This is a genomic window from Vogesella lacus (assembly GCF_979366295.1).
In genome coordinates, this window is record NZ_CEETQT010000003.1 from 328,193 (window position 1) to 351,017 (window position 22,825).

General features: G+C 58.8%; 14 protein-coding genes. 4 read left to right on the top strand and 10 right to left on the bottom strand.

Features of this window, described 5'->3' with window-relative positions; genetic code table 11:
• Positions 1–2 precede the first annotated feature (2 nt).
• From ACZ9W6_RS05680 to corA, 4 genes are all read right to left on the bottom strand, one after another.
• A complete protein-coding gene (locus ACZ9W6_RS05680) occupies positions 3–1,076 on the bottom strand; it encodes a hypothetical protein (protein WP_465190097.1) in 1,074 nt (357 codons plus the stop codon).
• Between the two features lie 12 nt (positions 1,077–1,088).
• A complete protein-coding gene (locus tag ACZ9W6_RS05685) occupies positions 1,089–3,932 on the bottom strand; it encodes an ATP-binding protein (RefSeq protein ID WP_465190098.1) in 2,844 nt (947 codons plus the stop codon).
• A gap of 122 nt (positions 3,933–4,054) precedes the next feature.
• Entirely contained in the window at positions 4,055–6,217 is a 2,163-nt protein-coding gene (locus ACZ9W6_RS05690) for a malate synthase G (RefSeq protein ID WP_465190099.1), read from the bottom strand.
• 161 nt (positions 6,218–6,378) lie between these two features.
• A complete protein-coding gene (corA, locus tag ACZ9W6_RS05695) occupies positions 6,379–7,350 on the bottom strand; it encodes a magnesium/cobalt transporter CorA (protein ID WP_465190100.1) in 972 nt (323 codons plus the stop codon).
• Positions 7,351–7,468: 118 nt separating this feature from the next.
• Here corA and ACZ9W6_RS05700 point away from each other — a divergent pair, with 118 nt between their 5' ends.
• From ACZ9W6_RS05700 to ACZ9W6_RS05710, 3 genes are all read left to right on the top strand, one after another.
• The gene (locus tag ACZ9W6_RS05700; RefSeq protein WP_465190101.1) at positions 7,469–8,479 is read left to right on the top strand and encodes a nucleoid-associated protein; all 1,011 of its coding nucleotides are present in this window, start codon (positions 7,469–7,471) and stop codon (positions 8,477–8,479) included.
• Positions 8,480–8,512: 33 nt separating this feature from the next.
• The gene (gene rfbC / locus ACZ9W6_RS05705; protein ID WP_465190102.1) at positions 8,513–9,061 is read left to right on the top strand and encodes a dTDP-4-dehydrorhamnose 3,5-epimerase; all 549 of its coding nucleotides are present in this window, start codon (positions 8,513–8,515) and stop codon (positions 9,059–9,061) included.
• 145 nt (positions 9,062–9,206) lie between these two features.
• Entirely contained in the window at positions 9,207–10,250 is a 1,044-nt protein-coding gene (locus ACZ9W6_RS05710; RefSeq protein WP_465190103.1) for a phytanoyl-CoA dioxygenase family protein, read from the top strand.
• A 71-nt stretch (positions 10,251–10,321) separates the two neighbouring features.
• On the opposite strand, the gene ushA is transcribed toward ACZ9W6_RS05710, so the two are convergent.
• Together ushA and ACZ9W6_RS05720 are read right to left on the bottom strand one after the other, a co-directional pair.
• Entirely contained in the window at positions 10,322–11,962 is a 1,641-nt protein-coding gene (gene ushA, locus ACZ9W6_RS05715) for a bifunctional UDP-sugar hydrolase/5'-nucleotidase UshA (protein WP_465190104.1), read from the bottom strand.
• Positions 11,963–12,047: 85 nt separating this feature from the next.
• The gene (locus ACZ9W6_RS05720) at positions 12,048–13,733 is read right to left on the bottom strand and encodes a glutamine--tRNA ligase/YqeY domain fusion protein (RefSeq protein ID WP_465190105.1); all 1,686 of its coding nucleotides are present in this window, start codon (positions 13,731–13,733) and stop codon (positions 12,048–12,050) included.
• 340 nt (positions 13,734–14,073) lie between these two features.
• On the opposite strand from ACZ9W6_RS05720, the gene ppk2 reads away from it, so the two are divergent.
• Positions 14,074–14,922, top strand: coding sequence for a polyphosphate kinase 2 (gene ppk2 / locus ACZ9W6_RS05725; protein ID WP_465190124.1), 849 nt, complete (start codon positions 14,074–14,076; stop codon positions 14,920–14,922).
• 73 nt (positions 14,923–14,995) lie between these two features.
• Here the strand turns inward: ppk2 and ACZ9W6_RS05730 are convergent, their stop codons facing one another.
• The 4 genes from ACZ9W6_RS05730 to hrpA form a co-directional block, all read right to left on the bottom strand.
• The gene (locus tag ACZ9W6_RS05730) at positions 14,996–16,303 is read right to left on the bottom strand and encodes an MFS transporter (RefSeq protein WP_465190106.1); all 1,308 of its coding nucleotides are present in this window, start codon (positions 16,301–16,303) and stop codon (positions 14,996–14,998) included.
• A gap of 183 nt (positions 16,304–16,486) precedes the next feature.
• Positions 16,487–17,668, bottom strand: coding sequence for an HD-GYP domain-containing protein (locus ACZ9W6_RS05735; RefSeq protein ID WP_465190107.1), 1,182 nt, complete (start codon positions 17,666–17,668; stop codon positions 16,487–16,489).
• 20 nt (positions 17,669–17,688) lie between these two features.
• Positions 17,689–18,846, bottom strand: coding sequence for an HD-GYP domain-containing protein (locus tag ACZ9W6_RS05740; RefSeq protein ID WP_465190108.1), 1,158 nt, complete (start codon positions 18,844–18,846; stop codon positions 17,689–17,691).
• Between the two features lie 24 nt (positions 18,847–18,870).
• Positions 18,871–22,821: an ATP-dependent RNA helicase HrpA gene (gene hrpA, locus ACZ9W6_RS05745; protein WP_465190125.1), complete on the bottom strand. Its 3,951-nt coding sequence runs from the start codon at positions 22,819–22,821 to the stop codon at positions 18,871–18,873.
• Positions 22,822–22,825 lie beyond the last annotated feature (4 nt).

Consider the following 22,825-nt stretch of genomic DNA (forward strand, 5'->3'; position numbering starts at 1 on the left):
GTTCAGGCCGGGCAATGGCGATTGGCTTCGGCCATGCTCTGGTTTTTCACTGTGGTGAAATACAGCGAGCAGACCTGCTTGCTGTTCTGCCAGCTTTGCTGGCAATCCGTCAGCGCCTGGCGGGCATCACTTGCGCCACGAGCCATGGTGTTTTGCCAGCAGCTGACAGTCAGGTCTTGCTGCATGATAGTCAGGCCGTCCTGTTCGGTTTTGGCATACCAGATGGCACTCGGATGATTGCCGATCAGAACCGGCACCTGTTTGCTGCTGCCAAAATCAAGAAATCTCAGATCACCAACCTGCAAGGGGCCGGTTTGCCAGTTACGGGCCAGCCAGTCGCGTACCGGGCCGCCCAGTGCGACTACTGGCCTGACCTTGTTGCCGCCGGGTTGAGCCTGTGTCCATTGTTCCAGCAAAGCTTTGCTATAGGGGTTGAAACGATCGTACAGGCCTTCCAGTGTCGTGCCGGCGTTGGCCGGGGCGGCAATCGGGGCGATATCGGCAATGGTCTGGTACAAGGCATTCTGGCGCGGGTCCATGCCGTTCAGGTTCAGCAGGGTCGCCCAGCGCACGGTGGTGGCGGCGGTCAGGTAATTCTGCGTGTCGTTAAGTACGGTGTCCGGCGGGAAGTGCAGCAGTTGGACCGTGAGATGATTGCGCAGCGGCATGCCTAGCGTCAGGAAGAAGCGCCAGTCGCTTTGCCATTTGCCTTCTGCCTTGATGATCTTGGCTTCTTGCAGGGCAAGTTTGCCGGTTTGCAGATACTGGCTGATCAATGCCGGGTAGTCGGTCGGGGCGTTTTCAAGCTTGGCAATCAGATGGCGATGCCGGCTCTGATGCAGGCTGACGCTGGCGCTATCATAGCCGTCATGGCGCAGATTCTGTGTCAGCCAGCCGGCGATGGTTTGGCGCAGGTCTTGCCTCGGTGTTACGCAGTGTTGCTGACAATTGGGGTAGGAGAACAGTTGGGCCAGTTCGGCGGTCTTGCCAAGGTCAAGGTATTGGGTGTCAGCTGCGAAGGTGGCTGGCAGGCTGGTCAGCGTGAAGAGTGCCAGGAATTTGGTAGCAGCGCGCAATGATGTCTCCTTTTACTGATTATCGATTTCAGCCAACTGTTCTTCGATCTGTTTGCGTGTTTCATCCATGGCCTCGGCAAAGGCAAACAACTGCTCGCGCTCCGGCATATTGTCCTTGGCAACGCGGTCAAGCTCGGTGGCCAGTTGTTGCAGCGCCGGGGCATTGATGTAGTGCGCCACCGATTTCATATTGTGGGCAATGCGCTGGACGTCCTCCTGCTGACCATTCTCGAAGGCCGTGCGCAGCAGTTCGGCATCGCCGCCGTGATAGAGCAGAAATTTGCGCAGTAATGACACATGCTGGGCCGGGCTCAAGCCCGCTTGTGGTGTCAGTTGTACCGGCTTGCTTGCCGGTGCTGGCGGTTTTTGTGGCGGAGGCGACGCAACAAGGGCGGGGCTATTGTCTTTGTTCAGATGCTTGCCCAGCAACTGGTACAGCTGTTCGGCGCGATACGGTTTGCACAGGAAGTCATCCATGCCGGCGGCAATGGCCTCGTGTCTTGCCTCATCAAAAGCGTGGGCAGTAACCGCAATGATGGGCAGATCGCGCAAGCCGTGTTGTCGCAATGTCTGGGTGGCGCGCAGGCCATCCATCACGGGCATGTGCACATCCATTAACACCAGATCAAACAGGTTGTTTATGGCCTTGTCTACGGCCTCCTGACCATCGTTTGCCGTCTCGATCTTGCAGCCGATGCGGGTCAGCAGTTCGGTGGCAATCTGCTGGTTGATCAGATTGTCTTCGGCCAGCAGGATTCTGCAGTCAGGAAACAGCAGCTTTTCGGAAGCAGTACTGGCCTGGGTTGGTGGCACGCTGTCTGATTTTTGCGCCAAGGCTTCTAGTAGTCGTCGTGGCATGACGGGTTTGTTGAGCCATAGGCTGGCGAGAGGCGGGGCTTGCAGGGGCATCGCGTAGTGTGGCGCGATCAGCAGCATTTCGGCGGGCGGGTGGCCTGCCATCAGTTCCTGCAGTTGGTCTACCTGCCGATGCAAGGTGAGATTGGTGTCCGCGGTGTCGCTGATGATATGGCTGGGTGAGGTTGTTTGCTGGTCCAGCCAGGCCTTGGCGGGGCCGATGCCACGGACGGCATGATGCGGGATGCTGTTTGCGGCCAACTGTCTTGAGAGCTCGTTACGGACATCATTGTCCTTGATGATCAGCAACACCAGCTGGCAGTCGGGTGGCGACAGGGGGGTGACCTGATGGCCAAGTTTCAGGCTGGCAGTGAAGTGAAAAGTACTGCCTTCTCCGACGCGACTATCCAGCCAGATCTGCCCCTGCATGATGGCAACCAGCTGCTGGCAAATCGCCAAGCCCAGCCCGGTGCCGCCGTATTGCCGGGTGATGGATTCATCAGCCTGGGTAAAGGGCTGAAACAGTCGTGTGTGGTTGGCCGCATCAATGCCAATGCCGGTATCGCTGACCGAAAACTGAAGCATGATATCGCTGGCGGTACGGCTCTCGACCGCCAGCGACAGGGTAACCTTGCCGCTAGGCGTGAACTTGATGGCATTACCCAGCAGATTGATCAGCACCTGCCCGAGGCGCACAGTATCGCCTTGCAACTGTGGTGGCACGTCATCCGCAATGCTGACAATCAGCTCCAGCGATTTGCTGTCCAGCTGCGGACGCAGCTGGTCGATGATGCCTTCGAGGAAGCTCTCCAGCACAAAACTGCGTTGCTCCAGTCGCAGCGAACCGGCTTCGGATCGGGAGAAATCCAGAATGTCATTGATGATGACCAGCAAGGAGCTGGCCGATGACTGGATCTTGCCTAGGTAATCTTGTTCACGCTTGTCTTTGGCGTGCTCGAGTGCCAGCTCGGTCAGGCCGATGATGGCGTTCATCGGCGTACGGATTTCGTGACTCATGCGGGCAAGAAATCCCGACTTGGCGCGATTGGCCTCCTGAGCTGCATCAACCGCCTGCTGCAGGCTGGCAATCCAGGTTTTGACAAAACAGTAGGCCAGAAACGACATGGCGAGGAACATGATGGCCAGCACCATGTAAACGGCACCGGACGAGGCGGCGGTCAATTCTGCGGCTTTTTGCCAGCCTTCGACATTATTGAGCTGGCGGCTGGATTCGACTGCCTTGTTGCTCAGCCAGAATGACAAGGCGATGTACAGGTAGATGGCCATTACCAGCAGGATGGTGGTGGTCATCACCCAGCGCATGCTTACCTGGCCGGAGGCGCGTTGGCCAAGCAGGATCTTGTTGCGGCATTTTCCTGCCGGCGCGGCAATCAGGTATTGCAGCGGCGCGCAGATCAACATCATCTGCAGGAAGTTGCCCAACCACCAGCCTTGCCACAGGGCGAAGGCATCAAGCGAGCCCATTTGTGTGGTTTCAATCCAGGCAAAGCTGCCGATGCTGCTGAATACCGCGCTGAAGAAGGCAATCAGTACAAAGAACAGGATGGATTCGGCACTGCGCAAATGAGTAGAAATCGGCAGGGCACGATAAGTAATGGCAAAGGCCGACAAGCCTAGCGGGTTGGCCATCGAGAAAACCAGTGCCCAAGGAGCCGGCATGCCGGCATACAGCGACAGAGTCAGGGTGGCGAGATAGGCCGGAATCGCGCCCCATAACCAGCCGAAAGACAGCATCCACAACAGGCAGATGGTTAAGGGCGGGTAAATTGACACATAGAAGGCTACGCCGCCAAAGCTCATCGGCAAGCCTGACCACTGCTGGGTTACCGCGGCGAGTCCGAGGGCAATGCAAAGGATGACCGACGTCAGCCACAGGCCGATAAAGGCATTGCGCTGGCGTGGTGCAAGCTGGCGCAGATAGGCTGGCTTTATCGCGCGATAAACATCGCTATCGCTGGAGAATGTCGGCGACGGGTTCACGGTATGCTCCAATGCAGTTGCATGTAATCAGCATTCTGGCACAGCAAATGCCATTTTTCCTTGTGGCGAAACAAAAAGGCCGGCATTTCACCATGCCGGCCTTTTTGCGTTCGCAGCCCTGTTTAGTCTGCCTTGGCGACCAGACGCCAGGCGTGCAGCAGTGGTTCGGTGTAACCGGATGGCTGGGCGCAACCCTTGAACACCAGATCGCAGGCGGCCTTGAAGGCTACCGAGGTTTCGAAGTTGCCCGCCATGTTCTGGTAGGCAGTGTCACCGGCGTTCTGGCCATCCACAACCGCAGCCATGCGCTGCAGGGTTTCCATCACCTGTGCTTCGGTCACGATGCCGTGGCGCAGCCAGTTGGCGATGTGCTGGCTGGAGATGCGCAGCGTGGCGCGGTCTTCCATCAGGCCCACGTTATGGATGTCCGGTACTTTGGAGCAGCCCACGCCCTGATCGATCCAGCGCACCACATAACCCAGAATGCCCTGCGCGTTGTTGTCCAGTTCTTGCTGGATGTCGGCGGCGCTCCAGTTCGGATTGGCCGCAACCGGAATGGTCAGCAGCGCGTCTTGCAGATCTTCGGCCGGCTGTGCCTCCATGCCTTTCTGCACGTCTTGCACATTCACCTGATGGTAGTGCAGCGCGTGCAGCACGGCGGCGGTAGGGGACGGCACCCAGGCGGTGTTGGCACCGGCTTTCGGGTGGCCGATCTTCTGCTTCAGCATTTCGGCCATCAGATCCGGCATCGCCCACATGCCCTTGCCGATCTGGGCGCGACCACGCAGGCCGCTGGCCAGACCCACCTGGACGTTATTGCGCTCGTAAGCCTGGATCCAGCTGCTGGTTTTCATGTCGCCCTTGCGGATCATCGGGCCCGCTTCCATCGAGGTGTGCATCTCGTCGCCGGTACGGTCGAGGAAGCCGGTGTTGATGAAGGCCACGCGGTGACGGGCGGCGGCAATGCAGGCGGCCAGATTCACGCTGGTGCGGCGCTCTTCGTCCATGATGCCCAGCTTCACCGTGTATTGCGGCAGGCCGAGCAGACTTTCCACCGCGCCGAACAGCTCGTTGGCAAACGCCACTTCGTCCGGGCCATGCATTTTCGGCTTCACGATATAGATGGAGCCGGTGCGCGAGTTGCCCTTGCGTTGCTGATCGTGCAGGGCGATCAGGGTCGTGACAACGGCGTCCATGATGCCTTCCGGAATCTCGCGGCCTTCGCCGTCGAGGATGGCAGGGTTGCTCATCAGGTGGCCAACGTTACGGATGAACAGCAGGCTGCGACCGTGCAGGGTCAGTGCCTCGCCGTTGGACGCAGTGTACTGGCGGTCGGCATTCAGGCGGCGGGTAAAGGTCTTGCCGCCCTTGGCGACTTCTTCTACCAGCGTGCCCAGCATCAGGCCCAGCCAGTTGCGGTATACCACCACCTTGTCATCGGCATCCACGGCAGCAACGGAATCTTCGCAGTCCATGATGGTGCTGATGGCCGCTTCCATCACGATGTCTTTCACGCCGGCGCCATCCTGGGCACCAATGCCGCTGGACTTGTCGATCTGGATTTCAAAGTGCAGGCCGTTGTTTTTCAGCAGAATGGCGGTTGGCGCAGCAGCATCACCATTGAAGGCGATGAACTGGGCCGGCTGCTTCAGGCCGGTCACGCTGCCGTTTTGCAGCACCACTTCCAGCTGGCCATTTGCCACGCGGTAGGCAGCCGCATCCGTATGCGAGCCGCTTTCCAGCGCGGCGGCCTGGTCGAGGAAGGCGCGGCCGAAGGCGATGACCTTGGCACCACGCGCCGGGTTGTAACCGCCGGCACGGGTAGCACCGTCATCTTCGCTGATGGCATCGGTGCCGTACAGCGCGTCATACAGGCTGCCCCAGCGTGCGTTGGCCGCATTCAGTGCGTAGCGGGCATTCATCACCGGTACCACCAGTTGTGGGCCGGCCTGTTCGGCCAGTTCGCTGTCGATCTTGCTGGTGTCGATGCGGCTGTCTGCCGGCGCGGCTTTCAGGTAGCCGATGCTGCCCAGAAAAGCTTTGTACGCAGCCATATCGGCAATCGGGCCCGGGTTGGCGCGGTGCCATTGGTCGATTTCGGTCTGCAGACGATCGCGTTCGGCCAGCAGGGCGCGATTTTTCGGTGCAAGGGCGTGTACCAGCGCATCAAAGCCTTGCCAGAAGGCGGCGCTGCTGATGCCGGTGCCGGGCAGGGCTTCCTGCTCGATGAAGTCATGAAGGTTGGCCGCAACGGCCAGGCGATGCTGCTGGATACGCGCTGTCATGTTTGCTCACTCTTTGTCGTGTTGTACTGGATATCGAAACGGCTATTGCTATGCAGTGTATCCATGTTGCATTGCAAGATACAGCGGTAATTGCGCACAATATCTTTTACATTTAGTAATGCAATATGGCGATATTTTTTCTGATTGGAACATTAATCTCGCTATATCCAGCCCGCTTTGCGAAAGCGATACCAAAGCAGGGCATCCAGCACCAGCATGCTGGACAAGGCAAAGGGGTAGCCGTAATGGGATTTGAGTTCGGGCATGAATTCGAAATTCATGCCGTAGACCCCGGCAATCATGGTCGGGATGGCAAACAGCGCCGCATAAGCCGCCAGCTTTTTGCTGACATTGCTGTCTTCCAGCGAAATCAGCGCAATATTTACCTGAATGGCGGTTGCCAGCATCTCGCGTTGTGATTCGATCGCGTGCAAAAGGCGGGACATATGGTCGTCAACATCACGGAAGTATTCCTGAATCCCCTGGCACACCGCCGGCACGCGGCCGCCATAAAGGCGCGCGGTGGCTTCGTGCAGTGGGGAGACTGCATGATTGGCGCTGATCAGCTTGCGTTTGAGCTGGTAGAGCCGGCTGATCTTGTCGCGCGCCGAGCTGCCTTGGTGGAACAGGGTGTCTTCGATTTCGTCGAGTTCGTCTTCCAGTCGATGCAGTACGCCAAGATAGCGGTCAACCACGGCATCCAGCAGCGCGTACAGCACAAAACCGCTGCCGTGCTTGAGCAGATGCGGCTCGCGTTCGCAGCGTTTGCGCACATCAGCAAAGCCGCGACGGGTGCCGGTACGAAGTGAGATCACATAGTTCTTGCCGACGAATAGCGCGACTTCACCGACTTGCAGTTCGGCATTCTCGTCCAGCTCCAGCGTTTTCATCACCAGAAATACCAGGTCACCGTATTCTTCCAGCTTGGGGCGCTGGTGGCCTTTGCGCGCGTCCTCGACTGCCAGTTCGTGCAGACTGAACTCGATGGAAATGCGATTGATCTCTTCATCACTCGGGTTTTGCAGTGCCAGCCAGACAAAACAGCCGGGCTTGGCCAGGTAGTCGTGGACATTCTCGGCCGGGATGTCGGCCAGCTTTTTGCCGTGCTGGTAGGCGACACAGTTGACTATCATGACAGTTCCCTCCTGACGTTATGCCCGCGATGGTAACAGTATGGCTACGGTCATGCAGCTTGCCTCACGGTGGCGGACAAAGTGATAATCCGGCGCTGAACCAATGAGGAAAAGTTTGATGATGATTGATCAATCCAGAGTGGAGCGCCTGGTGGTGCACCGTGTCGGCAACGCGGCTCGTGGCGAGCCTTTGCAACTGTCCGGTCGCGGTATCGCGGTGGATGAGGCGGTGTCCGGCCTGATTCTGGATGGCTATCTGAAAGGGATCATCTCTGACAAGCGCAAGTACCAGTTTTATCACGAGACCGATCTCAAGCTGAACGAGCTGTATCACTTCAGCCGTGCCTTTTTCAATGGCGAACAGGATCTGGTCGAGGTATCGCAGGCGATTGCCCGCCATCTGCATGCACGCTCCACCCATCCGAACATCATGGCAGGGGATTTGCTGGTGATCCTGTTCAGCGGTCTGCAGGATGGCGATCGTACCAGCCGCGCTTTGGGTGTGTTCAAGGCCGAGATCCAGGAAGACTTTCTTACCATTATCGAAAACGAAGAAGTCTTCGATCTGCGTCACGCTACCGGCATCAATCCGCGGCTGATCGACAAGGGTGCCTTGTTGCTCGAGCACGGTCCGCAGCTATATGCACTTGATCGTCAGGGTGGTGAAGCCAAGTTCTGGGTCGAAGACTTTCTGAAGGCGATGCGGGTGCCGGATAGTGCCACCAGCAGCAAGGTCGTGGCCGAGGTGATCGAACAGATTTCCGAACAGATCGAAGACCCGCAGCAGCAGGTGCAGTTCAAGGATGAGGTGCTGACGCTGTGCAAGAGTGAGGCCGAGCTGTCGCCGCGACAGATGGGCAATGTGGCCGAGCGCTTTGTCTCGCCGGACGAGGTCAATCGCCTGTTTGACAGCGCCGCAGACCAGTACGGCTTTGAGCTGCAGTCAGACCGTACCGTACCGGCACAAGGGCTCGCGCGGCGGCTGGAGAAGACCTGGAGCAAGGTTGGTATCGGTCATGGCGTCAGCCTGCTGTTGCCGTCTGATCTCAGCTTGCAGAATGTGCGTAGTGTACAGGGCGAAAACGGCGAGCTGACCGTGACGTTGGAATTACTGCGCAAGGCTGACTGAGCCTTGCGGCCAACCTTTATCCGGGTGAGATGAATGAAGATTACGGCCACTACCATTGCGGACGTCAAATTGATAGAGCCGACGGTATTCGGTGACGAGCGCGGTTTCTTTTACGAAAGTTTCCATCAGCAACGTTTTGACGAGGCGATCGGCTACGCCGTGAATTTCGTGCAGGACAATCACAGCCGTTCACGTCGTGGTGTGTTGCGCGGTCTGCATTATCAGCTGGCGCCGCATGCGCAAGGCAAGCTGGTGCGTTGCGTGCTTGGCGAGGTATTCGATGTGGCGGTGGACATCCGCCGCAGTTCGCCAACCTTCGGCCAGTGGGTGGGTTATATGCTGTCAGCGGAGAACAAGCGCCAACTATGGGTTCCACCAGGCTTCGCCCATGGTTTTGTGACGCTCAGCGAGGTTGCCGAGTTTGTCTACAAGACGACTGATTATTATGCACCGCAAGCCGAGCGGGCGATTCGCTGGGATGATGCCAGCCTGGCGATTGCCTGGCCTGAGGCGGGCGAGTTGCAACTATCCGGCAAGGATCAGCAAGCCTTGCCATTGGCACAAGCCGAGCTGTTTGACTGAGCTAGGTTGGCCGCTAAAGCAAAAGCCATGCAGAGCGTTGCATGGCTTTTTCAATTAAAGTGGGTGCAATGGCGACAATCTTGCTGATTCATAATTCATGTAACTTGCATCATAATCTGGCGATCAGATTTTTCAGGTGGTTTGTATGGTCAATCGTGAGAACAATCCGCTGCCAGGCGTCCCTTGGGTTGAATCCCCTTTCTTTGAAGAGTTAATGGCAGGTGAGGATCCGAGAGTATTGGCTGTGGCAAGGAGTATGCGTGAGCATGGTTTTGCCGTTATCGAGTTTCCGGATGAGGAATTTACTGCTGTTTCCGAGCGCATGAAGCGCAATCTCGCTGCACGTTTTGCGGAGGAGGAGTGGGCACGATTTTCCCAGTCTGGTGGTGGTATGAGACTGTGGGACGCGTGGAAGTACGATGAGGATGTCTTACGTCTTGCGCGCAACCGAACCATTCTGGCTTTGTTGTCGCGCATTTATGGACGGCAGGCCCGACCATTCCAGACGTTGAATTTCCCGGTAGGCACCGAACAGCATGTGCACAGTGATGCAGTGCATTTTCACTCGATGCCTGAGCGTTTCATGTGTGGTGTCTGGGTGGCGCTGGAGGACATTACGCCAGAGAATGGTCCGCTGCTTTACTATCCGGGCAGTCACCGTTGGTCAGCTTATGCCAACGAGCACGCGGGCCACTATGTCAGTGATTTGCCTGTGCGGCCATCGCAAGATATTTACCACCGTATGTGGAATGAGCTGATTCGAATTAACAAGGCGCGCTCGCAGACGTTTCTTGCCAAGCGGGGGCAGGCACTGATCTGGTGTGCCAATTTGCTGCATGGAGGCAGTCCGCATCTTGACCGGCAAAAAACCCGCTGGTCACAGGTAACTCATTACTATTTTGATGACTGCACCTATTACACGCCAATGTGGTCTGACGTGCCTGCCGGTCGGATTTACTATCGACAGCTCAATGAGGTCGGGGGCGATAAGCTGGTCAATCAATGCATTGGACGTGAAGTTGATCCGCGCTATCTCGCAGCCGCGCGTAGTGGTCGCTATGGCGGAGAGTTTTCTGACTTTGATGGTGCTGCGTATCTTGCGGCCAACCCTGATGTAGCTGCGGCAGGCCGGAACCCGTATGAGCATTACATGCTCAGCGGTTGGCAGGAAGGCAGACCTCTTCGGTGATGACCGATGATGAATAAAGGGTGCGTGAGCACCCTTTATTCATTATTAAGCCCTAATGCAGTCTAAGGGTTTCAGCGACGAACGACAGCATTGCCAGGATTGTAGTCGGCTGCCTTGATCGGGCTCTTGGCGGTGACGAACGCTTTCAGCATTTCGGCATCGACAAAGCCGGTGTCAACAAAGCCTGGCTTGCCAGCCACGCGCGGGTAGCCGTCACCACCTGCAGCCATGAAGCTGTTGATGGCCAGACGATAGGTCTTGGCAGGGTCGATTTCCTTGCCGCCGATTCGGGCTTCTTTCACCGCGCCACCTTCGATCACCAGCTCGACACCGGCAAACTGGGCAAAGGCGCCGGCACCGGCGCTCATCTTGGCGGCGGCGTTCAGATACTCGAGAGCCTCAGCACCTTTCATGTCGTAATAGGTCAGGGTGCTGCCGAACGGGAAGACCTTCAGCACGTCCTTGTAGGTGATCTTGCCTTCCGGCAGCGAGTCACGGATGCCGCCGGAGTTCACCACGGCAAAGTCTGCCTTGGTGCGTTCCATCATGGCGCGGGCGGTGAAGACGCCGAGGTTGGTCGGCTGGCTGCGCACCTGGGCGCGATCGCCGATCAGCTTGCCGTCGCTGCTGCCGACTTCAACACCCAGCTTGGCCTGACCCTTGTCCTGGAATGGCTGCAGGAAGGCCAGCATTTTCTTGTCTTCCGGAATCTCGACGGTGTAAGGCACTTTCTGGCTCTTGCCATCGGCAGTCTTCACGGTCTTTTTCAGGTTGACCGGAATCAGCTGGTATTTCACCAGCTTGAATTCGCCATTCTTGTATTCGAAGTCGGCGCGGCCAACGTATTTGCCCCACTCGTGCGCCTGCACGATCCACGCGCCATTCTGGCGGTCCGGCTTGCAGTCGCCGCCCGGTACGTAAGCACGATCAACCACGTTTTCGGCCTTCATGCATACCGGGTTCTGGCTGTGGCCACCGACGATCAGGTCGAAGCCTTTTACCGCGCGAGCGAGCTCGACGTCACCCTCGGCATTCACGCCATGATTGCCATCTTCGTAGTGGCCCATATGGGTGGTGGCGATGACAACATTGGCCTTGGCTTTCAGCTCGGGCATCAGCTTGGCGGCTTCGGTGGCCGGCTTGCGGAATTCCACGCCCTTGATGTTGTCCGGGTTGACCAGTTTCCAGGTGTCGTCGGTGGTCAGGCCCATTACGGCTACTTTGACGCCACCCAGATTGAAGACGTGATAAGGCTTGAACAGGTGCTGGCCGTCTTTGTAAATGTTGGCCGACAACATCGGGAAGTCGATCCAGTTACGCTGTTTTTCCAGAATGTTCAGCGGCTTGTCGAATTCGTGGTTACCGACGGCCATCGCGTCGTAGCCGATCTTGTCCATGCCCTTGAAGTCAGGCTCGGCGTCCTGCAGGTCGGATTCCGGTACGCCGGTGTTCACGTCACCGCCATCCAGCAGCAGGCTGTAGCCGCCTTGTGCCTTGACGTCGGCACGCAGCTGGTCGATCAGTGTCTTGCGGGCAGCGAGGCCGTACTCGCCGTCGCTGTTCTTCCAGAAACGACCGTGGTGATCGTTGGTGTGCAGAATGGTGATCTTGTAGGTTTTCTCTGCACTGTACTGCGGGCCGAAGCTGGCGCAGCCGGTCACGCCGAGGGCCAGCAAGGTGGCCAGGCTGATGGTAGTGAAACGTGTATTCATGTGTTGCCCCTCTATGGCTTTGTTGATGCACGGCAAAATGGCAGGATTGCTCCTGCCATTTTCCAGAACCGGTGTTACACGGTTCTTATTTGCTCCAGTTGTCTTTCAGGCCGACGGTGCGGTTGAAAACAATCTTGTTGCCCGGCTGGTGTTCGTGACGATCGGTCACAAAGTAACCGGTACGTTCGAACTGATAGCGGGTTTCCGGCGCGGCATTGGCGACGGCCGGCTCGATATAGCCGGTAATGCTTTGCAGCGAATGCGGATTCAGGAAGTTCATGAAGTCGACGTATTCGCCTTTTTCGTCACGCACGGCATCAGGACGTGGCTCGGTGAACAGACGGTCGTACAGGCGGACTTCTGCTTCGACGGCATGGTTGGCCGCAATCCAGTGGATCACGCCTTTCACCTTGCGGCCTTCCGGGTTCTTGCCCAGGGTGTCGTGATCGATCGAGCACTTCAGCTCGACAATCTTGCCGTCGGCATCCTTGATTACTTCATCGCACTTGATTACATAACTGTAGCGCAGGCGGACTTCGCCGCCAGCGGTCAGGCGCTGCCACTTTGGTGGTGGCACTTCGGCAAAGTCATCGCGCTCGATGTAGATCTCGCGGGCGATAGGCACTTCGCGTTCGCCGAATTCCGGATGGTTCGGGTGGAAGGGGGCGCTGCGGCTGGCAGTCACGCCTTCTTCGAAGTTGGTCAGCGTAACCTTGATCGGGTCGAGTACGGCAATCACGCGTGGCGATTCGTTTTCCAGCGACTCACGCACGGCACCTTCCAGGATCGCCATGTCGATGATGTTTTCGCTCTTGGACACGCCGATGCGCTGGGCAAACAGACGGATGCCAGCCGGGCTGTAGCCGCGGCGACGCATGCCGGCGATGGTCGGCATACGCGGGTCGTCCCAGCCGCTTACCACGCCCTGGTTGACCAGATGCTGCAGCTTGCGTTTGGAGGTCAGTGCATACAGCAGTTCCAGACGCGAGAATTCGATCTGCTGCGGGTGATTGTCGATGCTGATATTGTCCAGCACCCAGTCGTACAGCGGACGATGGTCTTCGAATTCGAGCGAGCACAGCGAATGGCTGATGCCTTCGATCGCGTCCGAAATGCAATGGGTGTAGTCGTACATCGGGTAGATGCACCACGCATCACCGGTACGATGGTGATGCACGCGGCGGATGCGGTAGATTGCCGGGTCGCGCAGATTGATGTTTGGTGAGCCCATGTCGATCTTCAGGCGCAGCGTCTTGCTGCCATCGGCAAACTCGCCGGCACGCATGCGGGTAAACAGATCAAGGTTTTCCTCGATGCTGCGCTCGCGGTAAGGGCTGTTCTTGCCCGGCGAGGTCAGGCTGCCGCGGTATTCGCGCATCTCGTCCGGGGTCAGATCGCAGACGAAGGCCTTGCCCGCCTGGATCAGCTCGACCGCGTACTGATAAAGCTGTTCAAAGTAGTCGGAGGCAAAGCGGACTTCGCCATCCCACTTGAAACCCAGCCAGCTGATGTCCTCGCGGAAGGCCTGCACGAATTCGTCAGATTCCTTTTCCGGATTGGTGTCGTCCATGCGCAGATTGCACTTGCCCTGGTAATCCTCGGCGAGGCCAAAGTTGATGCAGATCGCCTTGGCGTGGCCAACGTGGGCGTAGCCGTTCGGCTCTGGCGGGAAACGGGTGACCACCCCTTGGCGCTTGCCGCTGGCAAGATCGTCATCAATGATGGAGCGAATGAAATTGCTGATTACCGGCGTTTGGGTTTCTGCGGACATCGTTTTATCGGGCTGAAGTGTTCGTTAATCGCCTGATTGTAACCGATATCCCGGCTGTTGCGGATAGCGGCCCGGCGGCAGCATTTGCTTGATCCACATCAAGTCTGGATAGAACGCAATAACGAATGCCTGATGCATCGGCGTAGCATGATTTCATGTCAAGTCATCCGGAAGAGGTAAGGATATGAACGAAACTCGCGAAGAAGTCATCGAGGTGGTGCCGGTTGATGAAGTGAAACCGGCTACGCCAAGAGCGCGGCGCAAGCCGGCGAGCAAGGCTGCCGAGCAGCGTGAAATCGCCGTGCGCGAAATCGAGGCCGTCAGTCACGAGCCGGTGGCGATGCAGGTAGCGCATGCGCCGCATGGTACGGCCGAAGACAGCACCACGGCACCGCTGCCGGTCGGCTATCCGTACAAGAACCGCATGAAGCGTGCCGAGTACGAGAAGCAGAAAGCCTTGCTGCAGGTCGAGCTTCTGAAAGTACAAAGCTGGGTGAAGGAGAGCGGTCAGAAGATCGTGATCCTGTTCGAGGGGCGCGATGCGGCAGGCAAGGGCGGCACCATCAAGCGCTATATGGAACACCTGAATCCGCGCGGTGCACGGGTGGTGGCACTGGAAAAACCGACCGAGCAGGAGCGTGGTCAATGGTATTTCCAGCGTTATATCCAGCATCTGCCGACCGCCGGCGAGATCGTGTTCTTTGACCGCAGCTGGTATAACCGCGCTGGTGTCGAGCGGGTGATGGGTTTCTGCTCGCCTCAGGAGTATCTGGAATTCATGCGCCAGACGCCGCAGCTGGAGCGCATGCTGGTCAACAGTGGCATTTATCTGTTCAAGTTCTGGTTTTCGGTCAGCCGCGACGAGCAGCTGCGCCGCTTCATCTCGCGTCGCGATGATCCGCTCAAACACTGGAAGCTGTCGCCTATCGATATCCAGTCACTGGACAAGTGGGACGATTACACGGCGGCGAAAAAGGCGATGTTCTTCCACACCGATACTGCCGATGCACCGTGGACGGTTATCAAATCTGATGACAAGAAACGTGCGCGTCTTAACTGCCTGCGTCACTTCCTGTCTGTGCTGCCGTATCCGGACAAGAATCTGGTGATTCTCAAGCCGGACGAGCAGATTGTCGGCCCAGCCTCCAGCGTATTCGAACCATCAGAGAAAGATCTGGACAGTTTCTAAGCCGGATGTCAGCAGCCGGAGTCGCTGAGTCATTAAAGGTTGGCCGCAAATATTTGCGGCCAACCTTTTTCATTCAGGCGCGGGCATTGGTGATTTTGCCGCTGGCAAAGGCCTGCGGGTGTTCACGCAGATAAATGCCTTTGACCTCGTCGTGGCTCAAGGCCAGCATGCGGCGCAGATCCGGCAGCAGCGGGAAGCAAAGCGCCATGACGAAGATGATCGCCGCGTAGAGCTGGTACACCTGCGACACCGGCAGCCACAACAACAGGGCGGCTGCCAGGCTCTGGCCACCAATCGCGCTGAGGTTGGCAATCATCAGATTGGTAGCCGAAAAACGGCTGCGAAAATCATCCGGCACCGCCAGCATGCGATGGGTCTGGCCGATCAGCTGGCTGATCGACATATTGCAGCCGATGACCAGCATCGCCAGCGTAATTGTCCAGCCCATGCCGGACCGGCCGATCAGCAAGGCCGCGGCACCATTGAGACCCATCGCCATCACTGCCGCGCGCAGGCGGCCTATCCGTCGGGACAGTGGCTGGGCAATCCACAGCGCGCCCAGCAACATGCCGCCGCCGAGCATGGCCTCGGCCAGGCCAAGCCACTGCGCATTCAGCCCCAGCTGGTGAATGTGGAGGGGCAGCAGCATGCCGATACAGGGGATGAACAGTGCCATCTGTACCATGGCATACAGACTCCAGTAGCGTTCCAGCGGAATCTGCCAGCGGGCACGCAGGCCAAGCCAGGCATCGTGCAGCAGGCTCTTGCGGCCAACGTTGGCCGCAAGGTGCGGGACTGTAGCGCGAGGGATTTTCATGGCAACAATGGTGGCAAACACCATCATGCCGGCCCAGATGGCCAGCGCCATCGGAATGCTCAAGGCGGCGACCAGCGCACCGCCCAGAGTGAAGCCGCCAAGGCGTCCGGTGGACTGGCCGCTTTTCTGAATGGCCAGTGCTTCGGTAAGTTTGTCGGCCCCGACAAGATCGGCGGCCATGCTGCTGCTGACCGGAATCACGATGGCAAAGCCGATGATATCAAGGCTGTACAGCAGGATCAGCGGCAGGATGTGGTAATCGGCAAAGCTGGCGTATAGCGCCAGCATGATGCCGGAGACGGCGGCCAGTGCCGTGCCGAGCACCATCAGTTTTGCCTTGCAGTAACGATCGCCGAGGCCGGAGCCGAACAGGGTGACGGCCAGCATCAATGTAGCGGCGCTGATATTGAACAGTGCCAGCTCGCTGGCATTGCCATGAGTCACAATCCACCAGTTCATGGCAACCGAACCGATACCCATGGCAAGGATGGCGCAAAGATCGGCCAGGATCAGGAAAAGCAGGGCGGGTGGCTGGGCGCGCAGGCGGGCAGGCAGCAAAGTCATGACGGCAGCTTTCGACAGGGTGGCCGGCTACTCTAACTGCAGGGTGAGGGGCTTGTGCAAGTCGGGCTGTTTATGCTGAAAGAATTGTGACAATGCCGGCGTTCAGGCTGAAAACCGAGGATGCTGCTGCTGGCGGCTCCCTCGGCGCAATTTTGCTGCGGTCACGAATTGGCTGGCTGTCGCTCAGACATTCCAGATCTTGATCAGGAAAGCGGGGCGAATGCCTGCCTCTTTCAATGAGACTGCCTCGGCGATCGCATATTCGGACTGTCGGGTATTGCGTGGTAGCGGTTCGCCGAACACCTCGCCATTGGCGCTGCGTACCGCGCTGACACGCGGTTGATTGGCGCCTTCGGCCGGGCGATGGGTAACCACCGCGATTTCGCGATTGGCCAGCCGGACAAAGCTGCCCGGCGGGTAAATACCGAGCTCCTTGATCAGCAGCGCCACAAAGCGCGGGTCAAACTCACTGAATTCGCCCTTGTACAATCGCCCCAGCGCAATCGAAGGCAGACGACCGGCGCGATGGGCCTGGGTCACCAGTAGCGAAGTCAGTACGTCGGTCAGGCGGATCAGGTGGGCGCCCGGGTCAACTTCTTCTTTCACCAGGCCATAGGGGTAGCCACTGCCGTTCCACTCTTCATGATGCTGTTGCACCAGCAAGTGCCAGCGATCATCCTCGACGCCCAGATCGCGCAACAGCGCAGAAGACAGCAGCGGGTGGCCATACATTTCGCTGCGCTGGTCATCTGTCAGCTTGTCATGCTGCTTGCTGAGGTCGGTATGCAGCTGGCTGGCCGAGATGTTCATGGTCAGCGCTGCGCACAGCAAGACCTGCATTTCGGCTGGAGGCAGCTTCAGGCGACGGCCGAGCACGGCCAGAATCGCCGCAGTATGCAGACTATGCATGCTGCCGTAGTCCTGAAAAGGCACCAGCAGGCAGGCGGCAATCAGGCCGTCGGGCTGCTTGTCAGCCAGCAGCAGCAGGCGCAATGCAACGTGGCTGATCTGGGTTTCGAATTTGTGAACATGAAAATAATGATGCAGCAGGCCACGCATCTTGTGCGCCAGCGAATCCAGCTCGGCCAGCGGGTTGATCAGCCGGCTCTCACGTTCCTTGCGTTCGCGTTCTTCCTGCTCGGCCTGCTTCTCGCGCTTTTCGCGCAGCTCGCGCTCGGCCTGCGCCATCTGCACATCTTTGTCGACTTCACCTTGCAGCAATAGCCGACGCTTCTGGTCGTCAGTCAGGACGTAGTGACCCTGCTTGACCAGCAGGACGCCACTCTTGTGGTAGACATCCATCGGCAGGCGTTTGCCGACGGCGATATCACTGGCGTGCAGTTTGGCTTTGCTGTTTTCGCTCATGGCTTGTTCTGCTGCATGCGTTAGCGTAAGTGTCTGACATTACCGGCATTGCGTTGCCACAATTTGGCCAGATACTGCGGGCGGATGCCGATTTCTTTCTGTTCGATGCTGGCTACTATACGGTGCTCGGGCTGGCTGCTTTCGCGTAGCTGCGGTTTGTTGTACGGCGTGCCGTCGCTGCCGCGCAGAACGGCAATGCACGGCTCGTTGGCCCGTTCGCGCCGGCTGAGTACCACACCCATTTCGTTACTGGCCAGCCTGACAAAGCAACCTGGCGGGTAAATCCCCAGCTCCTTGACCAGCAGCTGACTGAATTGTGGATCAAAACTCGCCTCAGTTTCGAGGAAAATACGCGCCAGCGCCATATTCGGCCGCATGGCGGCGCGATAACTGCGCGGCACCAGCTTGGCGGCGGTGATGTCGGTCAGGTGCAAAAGGTGGGCCAGTGACTCGATGCTGTCACGATTGAGGCCGTAAGGATAACCCTGGCCATCCCACTTTTCATGGTGGGTCTGTACCAGCAGATGCCATAGTTCGTCCTCGACACCCAGCTCGCGCAGAATCGCCGACGACATCAGCGGATGGCTGTCTATCAGGCTGCGCTGGGCATCGGACAACGGGCTGCGCTGGTGGTACATATCGTCCATCAGCCGGGCAATCGCGATATTCATGGTCAGCGCTGCACATAACAGGCTGCTGCGCGCGGTCTCGCTCAGGCTCATGCGGCGCGACAGCACCGCGAGAATGATGCCGACGTGCACGCTGTGTGCCGACGAGTAATTGCGCAGCGGCACCAGCAACATGCTGGCCAGCATGCCATCGGCCGCCTGTTCGGTCAGCGCCAGCAGGCGCGAGGCCAGGGCGCGCACGCGCGGCTCGAATTGCTGCACCTCCAGCCCGGCACCGAGAATGTAATCCAGATGGCGCTCGGCATACTGGATTTCCTCGAAAGGGCTGAAGTCGCGGCTGAGGCGGATTGGATCATGCTCGACCGGTGGCAGCTGGCTGGCCGCATGCGGTGTGCCCATGCGGATCAGGCGTTCGCGCTGATCCTCATGCAGGATGTAATGCCCCTTTTTCAGCAGCAGCAGGCCATTCTTGCTGTAAATATCGGTAGGCGTGGCCTCGCCGACTTGCAGCACGCCCTCTAGCGGCGGCTTGTTATTGTTGTCTTCCATCTTGCTTGTGTGTGGCTGTCCGGTTTAGCGCAGCATGGGCGGCAGCTCGTCCCAGATCTTCATTAATCGTTTGAGCGACACAGGGTAAGGGGTTTTCAATTCCTGGGCAAACAGGCTGACGCGCAGCTCCTCGATATGCCAGCGGAAGGCCAGCAGCTCGGCAGAAGCTTGGCCGCGTTCTTTTTCTTCGGCCACCCGTGCTTCCCACTTTGCCCACAAGTCGCGGATTTCCGCGCCGCGCTGGCCGTCGCGCTGGGCATTGGACGGCTGCTTGTCCATGCGCAGGCTCATCGCCTTCATATAACGCAAAATATTCGGCAGCTGGCTCCACGGCGTGGCGCTCAAAAAGCCCTTGTAAACCAGCCGGTCGAGTTGCTGTTTCAGCTCGAAACCGAGGCGGTGCTTCTGGATCTTGGCCGCCAGCGGCTGGTATTCGCCGGCAATCTGGTTCAGATAGCCGGTAATCGCCTGCGTCACCGCCGGCAAGCGGGTACGCGCGCGCGCTTTCTGATCATTGAAGGCCTTTTCGTTGCGCGGCACCTCGTCATCGCCGATGAAAGCGCGGTCGCAAATCGCGGCAATCGCGTCCTGCAGCAATTCATCGACATTGCACATGGCGCGCAATTGCAGGCCGATCTGCGTCATGCCGGGCAGGCCCTTGTTCATCTGCTTCATATGCTCTTTGAGCTGATATTGCAGCAGACGCACCACGCCCTGGCGATGCGCATGGTTGGCCGCAGGCTCGGTGTCGAACAGGCGGATGGCGACATGCTCGCCCTTGTCGTCTTTTTCGATGGTCAGCGCCGGGAAACCGGTGAGCTGCTGGCGGCCACGCGCAAACTGGATCGCCTGCGGCAACTCGCCAAAGTCCCAAGCCTCGACATGATCGCGCTCGAATTCGGCGCTGGTGTCGCGGAAGGTCAGCTGCGCCGCCTGGCCGAACTGCTTTTGCAGCGCGACGAGGTCGCGGCCCATGCCGATTTCCTGCTTGCCGTCATCAATGATGCGGAAGTTGAACACCAGATGCGGCGGCAGTTCCATGGTGTCGAATTCCAGCGGATCAACCTTGATGCCGCCGGTGTGGCGCAGGATGAAATGCGCAAGCTGCGGCGCAATCGGCTTGCTGCTGTCCGGCTCAGTCTGCAGGAATTTGGTCACGAAATCCGGCACCGGCACGCAGGTGCGGCGAATCTGCTTGGGCAGGCCCTTGATCAGCGCCTGCAGCTTGTCGCGGATCATACCCGGCACCAGCCATTCGAATTCTGCCGGCTCCAGCGTGTTCAGCGCGGCCAGTGGCAGGTCGATGGTCACGCCATCCAGCACATGATTAGGCTCGAAACGGTAACGCAGGCGGCAACGCGCGCCGGCGATCTCGCGGTATTCGGGAAACTGGTTTTCCGACACATGCTCGGCGGCATGACGCATCAGCTCGTCACGGGTCAGGAACAGCACTTTCGGATTTTGCTGTTCGGCCTCCTTGCGCCAGGCTTCAAAACTGGCGGCATCAACAACGTTGGCCGCAATGCGTTCGGCGTAAAAGGCAAACAGCGCCTCTTCATCCACCAGCACGTCCTGGCGGCGCGCCTTGTGTTCCAGCTGTTCGACGTCGCGGATCAGTTGCTGATTGCGCTGGAAGAAGGGCGCATTGCTGACGTATTCCATCGCCACCAGTGCACCGCGAATGAAAATCTCGCGCGCTTCTTCCGGTGCAATGCGGCCATAGCTGACCGGGCGGCGCGCCACCAGTGTCAGGCCGTACAGCGTCACGCGCTCGTTGGCCACCACTTCGCCACGGCTCTTTTCCCAGTGCGGCTCGAAGTGATGCAGTTTGACCAGATGCGGCGCAACTTCTTCTACCCACTCCGGCACGATGCTGGCCACGCAGCGTGCGTACAGCTTGGTGGTTTCGACCAGCTCTGCGGCCATGATCCACTTCGGCCGCGCCTTTTTCAGACCGGTGCCGGGGAAGACCAGAAAGCTCGCGCCACGTGCACCGCTGTAGTCGTCGCTCTCTTGCGATTTCATGCCGATATTGCCGATCAGACCGGTCAGCAGTGCCTTGTGCAGCTTCTCGTAAGCCAGCTGCTCGGCCTGCGCCTTTTTCTTCAGCGTGCTGGCGTCGGGCTTGGTGGCCGGCGCATGGGCAGCGTCGCGGCTGATTAAGTCCATATCGCTGGCGATATCGGCCAGCTGCGCATGTAGCTCGCGCCATTCGCGCATGCGCAGATGCGACAGGAAGTGGCTGTGGCACAGGTTCACCAGCTGGCGATTGCTTTCCTTGTTGGCCAGCGCGTCGGCAAAGAAATCCCACAAATGCAGGAAGGACTGGAAGTCCGATTTCTCGTCGTTGAAGCGTTGCTGCGCGCGGTCGGCGGCTTCACGCGCTTCGAACGGCCGCTCGCGAGGGTCCTGGATCGACAGCGCAGCGGCGATGATCAGCACCTCGCGCACGCACTGGTAATCGCGGCCGGCCAGCAGCATGCGGCCAACCTTGGGGTCGACCGGAATACGCGCCAGCTCCTTGCCGATGCTGGTCAGTTGCATCTCGAGATCAACCGCGCCCAGCTCTTGCAGCACCTGATAGCCGTCGGCAATCAGGCGGCTGGACGGCGGCTCGATGAAGGGGAATTCGTCAACCTTGCCCAGACGCAGCGCGGCCATGCGCAGAATCACCGCCGCGAGGCTGGAGCGCACGATTTCGGGGTCGGTAAACGCCGGACGCGAGTTGAAATCGGCCTCGTCATACAAACGAATACACACGCCGGCCTCGACACGGCCGCAACGACCGGCACGCTGCCGCGCCGCCGCTTGCGAGATTTTTTCGACTTGCAGCTGCTCGACCTTGGCGCGCGGGCTGTAGCGCTTGATGCGCGCATGGCCGGTGTCGATCACGTATTTGATGCCCGGCACGGTCAGCGAGGTCTCGGCCACGTTGGTGGCCAGCACGATGCGGCGGCCGCCGGAGGGCTTGAAAATCTTCTGCTGGTCTTCGTTGGACAGGCGCGCAAACAAGGGCAGGATTTCGTAATGGCGAATGCCGCCACGACGCAGCTTGTCGGCGGTGTCGCGGATTTCGCGCTCGCCGGGCAGGAACACCAGAATGTCACCCGCGCCGTGGCGCGAGATTTCATCTACCGCCTCGACAATCGCATCTTCCATTTCCACTTCGCGCTCGTCTTCGTCGCGCTGCTTCAGCGGGCGATAACGCACTTCGACCGGATAGGTGCGGCCGGAGACTTCGATCACCGGTGCATTGTTGAAGTGCTTGGCGAAACGGTCGGCGTCGATGGTGGCCGAGGTAACGATGATTTTCAGATCCGGCCGGCGCGGCAAGAGCTGCTTGAGGTAGCCGAGCAGAAAGTCGATGTTGAGGCTGCGTTCGTGCGCCTCGTCGATGATAATCGTGTCGTAGTTTTCGAGGTAACGGTCGGTCTGCGTTTCGGCCAGCAAAATACCGTCGGTCATCAGCTTGATGACGGAGCGCTCCGACAGCTTGTCGTTAAAGCGCACCTTGAAGCCGACATGGTTACCCAGCTCGCTGCCCAGCTCTTGTGCGATACGCGTCGCCACCGAACGTGCGGCCAACCTTCTCGGTTGGGTGTGGCCGATCAGCCCATGTACACCACGGCCGAGTGCCAGACAGATTTTCGGAATCTGCGTGGTTTTGCCCGAGCCGGTTTCGCCGCAGATGATGACTACCGGGTTGGCAGCGATCGCCGCCTTGATGTCGTCCAGCTTCTGGTTGACCGGCAAGGCATCGTCAAATGTTGACCGCGGCATATGCTGCGCACGCACCGCGGCGCGGCTGGCGGATTTGGCGATCTGGGCGGCGACATCGGCCAGCAGGCGATCGGCTGGCTGTTTTTTCTTCAGACGCTGCGCCGCATCCTGCAGCTTGCGCTTGAGATTGTGACGGTCGCGGATCAGGCAGGAGGCGAGGGCGGATTCGAGTTCAGGCAGGGTGGGCGTGCTCATGCGG

What these genes read in the sequence shown, in the direction of transcription:
- ACZ9W6_RS05690 (WP_465190099.1), bottom strand. Translation starts at nt 6,217, where the DNA reads ATGACAGCGCGTATCCAGCAGCATCGCCTGGCCGTTGCGGCCAACCTT.
- corA (WP_465190100.1), bottom strand. Translation starts at nt 7,350, where the DNA reads ATGATAGTCAACTGTGTCGCCTACCAGCACGGCAAAAAGCTGGCCGAC.
- ACZ9W6_RS05700 (WP_465190101.1), top strand. Translation starts at nt 7,469, where the DNA reads ATGATGATTGATCAATCCAGAGTGGAGCGCCTGGTGGTGCACCGTGTC.
- rfbC (WP_465190102.1), top strand. Translation starts at nt 8,513, where the DNA reads ATGAAGATTACGGCCACTACCATTGCGGACGTCAAATTGATAGAGCCG.
- ACZ9W6_RS05710 (WP_465190103.1), top strand. Translation starts at nt 9,207, where the DNA reads ATGGTCAATCGTGAGAACAATCCGCTGCCAGGCGTCCCTTGGGTTGAA.
- ushA (WP_465190104.1), bottom strand. Translation starts at nt 11,962, where the DNA reads ATGAATACACGTTTCACTACCATCAGCCTGGCCACCTTGCTGGCCCTC.
- ACZ9W6_RS05720 (WP_465190105.1), bottom strand. Translation starts at nt 13,733, where the DNA reads ATGTCCGCAGAAACCCAAACGCCGGTAATCAGCAATTTCATTCGCTCC.
- ppk2 (WP_465190124.1), top strand. Translation starts at nt 14,074, where the DNA reads ATGCAGGTAGCGCATGCGCCGCATGGTACGGCCGAAGACAGCACCACG.
- ACZ9W6_RS05730 (WP_465190106.1), bottom strand. Translation starts at nt 16,303, where the DNA reads ATGACTTTGCTGCCTGCCCGCCTGCGCGCCCAGCCACCCGCCCTGCTT.
- ACZ9W6_RS05735 (WP_465190107.1), bottom strand. Translation starts at nt 17,668, where the DNA reads ATGAGCGAAAACAGCAAAGCCAAACTGCACGCCAGTGATATCGCCGTC.
- ACZ9W6_RS05740 (WP_465190108.1), bottom strand. Translation starts at nt 18,846, where the DNA reads ATGGAAGACAACAATAACAAGCCGCCGCTAGAGGGCGTGCTGCAAGTC.
- hrpA (WP_465190125.1), bottom strand. Translation starts at nt 22,821, where the DNA reads ATGAGCACGCCCACCCTGCCTGAACTCGAATCCGCCCTCGCCTCCTGC.